Origin of the sequence: Shewanella sp. 10N.286.45.A1 (genome assembly GCF_041470405.1) — a bacterium.
Lineage (GTDB): Bacteria > Pseudomonadota > Gammaproteobacteria > Enterobacterales > Shewanellaceae > Shewanella.
Window position 1 is genome coordinate 1 of record NZ_JBFRMK010000329.1, and the last position, 3393, is coordinate 3393.

At 41.2% G+C, this 3393-nt stretch carries 3 protein-coding genes; 1 reads left to right on the forward strand and 2 read right to left on the reverse strand.

The genetic code is table 11. From position 1 onward, the window contains the following. Positions 1 to 646 precede the first annotated feature (646 nt). A complete protein-coding gene (locus AB4238_RS20395; protein WP_372035242.1) occupies positions 647 to 1549 on the forward strand; it encodes a LysR substrate-binding domain-containing protein in 903 nt (300 codons plus the stop codon). 63 nt (positions 1550 to 1612) lie between these two features. Here the strand turns inward: AB4238_RS20395 and AB4238_RS20400 are convergent, their stop codons facing one another. Both AB4238_RS20400 and AB4238_RS20405 read right to left on the reverse strand, forming a co-directional pair. Further along, the gene (locus AB4238_RS20400; protein ID WP_372035244.1) at positions 1613 to 2341 is read right to left on the reverse strand and encodes an HDOD domain-containing protein; all 729 of its coding nucleotides are present in this window, start codon (positions 2339 to 2341) and stop codon (positions 1613 to 1615) included. A 342-nt stretch (positions 2342 to 2683) separates the two neighbouring features. Continuing rightward, positions 2684 to 3393 (reverse strand): arylesterase (locus AB4238_RS20405; RefSeq protein ID WP_372035245.1); only part of this gene is annotated, 710 nt, incomplete at its 5' end.

The window sequence follows — 3393 nt, forward strand, 5'->3', positions numbered from 1 at the left end:
GCTGAATGGTCAAACTTTTTATGCAATTGGTATAACATTAGCTTTCACGGACTTTGCTTCAACAGCTTCTATCGATTTTCTGGTTTTAGCTAACCTTAGAGCAAGATAGTGATCTCCTACGTCAACATTATAGATCGCTTTTCCAGCTATCCAGCGTTACCTAAAGTGATTAGGCTCCAGGTCAATCTAGCTAAAACGACGAGATCGATACTATTTTTCTAGCATGCCAAGTGAGAATTCCGTCCAAAGTTGCACGTAAACTAAATGTTTGCTCATAATATGCAGAATCTTTTACAAAGAGAAAATCCCCCTCAAAACCCACTTTCCCACACCGACACCGCCGACACAAACAACCATTAAAATCAATAGCTTAATCACGTGCAAGCCATCTAAAACAATACCTATACACCGTAAGCTTCTAATTAGCCAAATGATCGTTTTGAAAGAAACCTGCACTAATTAATTGCATATTGTATATCCTTTAGTGTTAAGATGAATAAAATTCAGACACCCCCCCTTATGGAAAATGTTGTCTCAATTTGCAATAGCGGACTTCTGGACGTCCAGACGTTCACTGTGTTAGTCTATTTCATCGCAATAAAAACGAATTCAAGAGCAACATGAGAAAACTTCATGTGAGGATAAAATGATAGAGCTTAGACATTTACGTACATTAGTCGCCTTAAAGGAAAGCGGAAGTCTCGCAGGTGCTGCGAAAAAGCGCTTTGTCACACAATCGGCACTTTCTCATCAGATCAAGGAACTTGAAACTAGGATTAATTCAGCTATTTTTGTGCGAAAGAGTAAGCCGCTATCTTTCACTCAAGAAGGTTCAAGATTGTTAAACCTTGCTGAAGACATTTTACCTAAGGTTATAGAGACTGAGTTTGACCTAAAAAAAGGTCTTGAAAAGGGTGATAATAAGCTTGGAGTGGGAATTGAATGCCACAGTTGTTTCCGCTGGCTAATGCCAGTTATGGAGCAATTTAGACAAGAATATCCCCAAGCAGATCTTGACCTTTCTAGCCGCCATCTATTTGACTCTCTGAATGCTCTTGAGTTGGGCGAGCTAGATGTAGTGCTAACGTCAGATCCTGTTCCAGGGCAAGCTATCGCTTATCAACATCTTTTTGACTTTGAAGTACGCCTCGTTGTGGCCAGTGATCACCCGCTTGCCAATGAAAAATTTGTAACCCCAAAACAGCTCGAAAACCTGCCAATTTTAAGCTACCCAGTATCGTTAGAGCGTTTAGATATTTATCGCCACTTCATGGAGCCAGCGGGTATTCAAGCCGGCGCTGTAATTAAGTGTGATCTCACCATGATGCTGTTGCAACGTATTGCCTGTAAAGACGGCATAGCTGCATTACCTAATTGGTCAATCAGTGAAAGCCACGGTCTAAATCTAGTCAGTATTAAGCTAGGGCCTGATGGACTTAGAAGACCACTGTTTGGCGCCTACCGCAGAAACGGTTCAAATGCTCGTTTAGCCCAGCATTGGTTAGAAATGGTTGCTAAAGAAGGGATTGAAAAGCAAAAGCTCAAATAGAACGACTTGCTCACCAATCAATCGATATAAAAAAGCCTGCTAAATGCAGGCTTTATATTAACTCTATAGTGGTCTTAATAGGAGGTTTCGTTTAGCTAGTGTTCGTCTAAGTACTAAACCTGGCGACGCTGCGTTATGAGTTTGTCGCAAATTATGCGCAATCAAAAATTCATCACGTAGCTCATCATCTAACCCTAAAGACTCAAAAGCTTCCATCGTCAGTGTTTGCTGCTGATTTTCAAGAATACCTTTAAGCACACTAAGTGAATAAGGCTTTTCCGTTTCACTATTTAGGTATGCAAAAGCAGTCAGTGCGATGATGTCTCCAAAAACACTAAATAGCGCCAGTGTTTGCACTTCATCAGGGCTGATATCAAAACTATCCATTTTGTACAGTGTATCGACCGCATCTGTTGCTACAGCTTCTGTTAATGCCCAGTAACCGTGAACTAGCTTTTTATAAGGCTCTTTCAACTCATCGAGTCTTTCTTTCAAATAAAAAGTAAACGCATAGCGGTAAATATTCACCTGTCCAAGCCTGACTAAAGCATCCTTCAATGAACGATTCTTATTCGATTGCGCCGAAATTTGATTTGCCGTGCTACTGCGCCACAATAGGTGAGCTGATAGCGCGGGATCTGTCGAGACTATGTCAATGACATTTCGAATATCACCATCGGCTATGATGGCTTTTTTTAACGGGATAAGTATCCCTCTACGACCAATTACCTGCTCTTCATTGCCGATAATAGCGCGTACTTGAGTAAATACCTGCTGCTCAAGATCTGTCATTTGAAACGTTAAACCTTTTATTATATTTATATATATATGCTCAATCAGCCAAGGGCTCTTAACGATCAGCATTTGGAGCCAAGCTCTCTGCCCCTAGCTTAGCAAGTTTTAGCCATTTATTGCGCATTAAATTTAGTTTAGTGAATAAATCTGTGATTCCAATAACAATCCAAATAAAGACTGTGTCAAAGGCAGAAATCCCAGAAAATGAGCTAAGTAAGCCCTAATAATTAGTGAGTTCATGGGCTTAATTGCATTTCTAATCCAGCAACTAAGGATCCAGTTCACTATTTTGGCTATTTTTCAGCTGATAACAGTCAATATCGCTATATCGAGTTCAAGTTAAGTGCTGTCGATATGGTGATTAATAGCTTCAGCTAATACTCGGTAACCACTGTCATTCAGGTGGATGGTGTCGGACTTTTTACTTGGGCTGCCTAGCAGCTCACTAAGCGTTTCTTCCAATAAGACCAGCTGATATTCCTGCGCTAATTCTGCATAGATAGGTGAAGGAGTAAGAAATAGGCTTTTCTTTGGCACCGCAATCAACAGCACAGTGGCTCCTTGAGATTGCGCCAGTTCTATCATTGCTGCCAAATTACGTTTAGTCTCAGCCAGAGGATGGTTTCTTAGAAAATCATTGCCCCCTTCAAGTAAAATAAGCAGCTCGGGAGAATGTTTCGCTAATATCCCTGGTAATCTCTTTAGCCCTTTACTGGTTGTTTCTCCAGATATACCGGCATTGATAACCGTCAAGTGACTCATCTGAGCGAGCTGAGCGGGATAATCAGCCCCTTTGCTAGCTCCAACACCGGCAGTTAAGCTATCCCCAAAAGCGACAATGGTAGCCCCTGATGATAACAGTGGCATCCGTGCATCTTGGCAAGATTGCAGTAGCAATATAAACGGTAATAAAAGCAGTAAACGAAAATTCATATCTGAAACCCGCCCAATAAAAAGATGCTGGTGACTAGCGCCTGTTGGTCTTTCGAGCTTAGTTTTTGTTCGGTTCTTTACCGTAAGGAATAATGCTTCTAGTACAAGGCTTGAGC